1 protein-coding gene and 1 pseudogene are annotated in these 1,234 nt (G+C 39.5%); both read right to left on the bottom strand.

Going from position 1 to position 1,234, the window contains the following annotated elements; genetic code table 11:
• Positions 1-92: 92 nt before the first annotated feature.
• Positions 93-1,115 carry a hypothetical protein gene (locus tag E2R66_RS28100; protein WP_134738020.1) on the bottom strand — a complete coding sequence of 341 codons (1,023 nt, stop codon included), beginning with the start codon at positions 1,113-1,115 and terminating at the stop codon, positions 93-95.
• A 15-nt stretch (positions 1,116-1,130) separates the two neighbouring features.
• Positions 1,131-1,234, bottom strand: a pseudogene (locus tag E2R66_RS29420) (IS982 family transposase); the annotation flags it as partial.

A 1,234-nucleotide genomic window follows, 5' to 3' on the forward strand; every position in this document is an offset into this window, starting at 1 on the left:
GTTACCGGTTCAACAGGCTTAAGTATCCTGACAATATGTTTCATAACCTTGTCAAGACGATGATTGCGGCCGGACCAATATTTCTGCAAAAATCATGGGTTGCTTAAACGCCTTATTCTAACGGTTAATTTGTTTTTATTGTCCATCATCCATATCAATAACTCATCATCCTGAATACTGTTCATCAAAAAAGCGGTATGCGTTTCTTCGTCAAAAACGAATAGATTAGGCTTATGAGTTACCGGGATTAATTTGCTGCCAACTATGACGTTAACGGAAAGGTTAAAGTACTCCTTACGATAAGTAAGGTCGAAAGCCAAAAATGGTCGTTCCAAACTATACCGACAATCCCGCATAAACATTTTCATAGGGCGCTCTCTCAAATGTTTTAGCCAGTATAAGTGATAGCTTTGATTGTACGGATAGTCGATTAGCAAAGGCAATATGCTTTGCCACGTTTCAAAAATAGTTTGCTTAGCAGCTTCCCATGTCTTTTTACTGTGATTTTCTGCAATACTTAACGGTTTAATAATACCGTATAAAGATTTACTATAATCATCTAACTGGTTCTGCTGGTCGCCATTCGCTTTAACAGGTAGCTTGTCAGGCAAAATAAATCTACTAAAGCTAACGACCTTTGAGCCGTCCTTGCTTGTTACGCCATAAAATGGCAATAGAAGTGGAAAATGGCGATTTCGGAAACGACCAGTTGCAAAGCAAACCGCATAGGCATAAATAGCAGTATCGCCCGGTTTTATAGCAAGCATTTGATCTGTTGGGTTCGTCAATACAGGCGGTTGGTCATCAGGGAATTGCAACACACTGCGGTAGATAGTACCAAATTCCGGTTTAGTTGAAACATTTATCCGTTGCTTACCTAACTCTATTTCAAGAAATTTCTTCGCTTTTGCACTGTTATAATAGCCCGGCCAATAAATTTCCTGAAAATCGAATCCCTCTGTAAGCCAACACATGCTGTGCAATCCTATAAAAGCATGATAGCAAAGCTTTTCATTCGGCATGCCGCATGTGCAAGCCACATTCAATTCCTCTCGCTCAACATGCAGGTATAAATGATTTTTAGAACCGTCATTAGGGTTGACCTTAACTGTCAACCTGAGTTCGATTAATCAAAAGGCGGCCATCTGATTAGAATAGGTCGATTGATAAGAGATGGACGGTTTTTTAGGAAAAAATGAGTATGCGATTAATCCAGCCACGATATTAGCGATAA

The sequence above is a fragment of the Mucilaginibacter psychrotolerans genome, from assembly GCF_004519315.1.
Taxonomy (GTDB): Bacteria; Bacteroidota; Bacteroidia; order Sphingobacteriales; family Sphingobacteriaceae; genus Mucilaginibacter; species Mucilaginibacter psychrotolerans.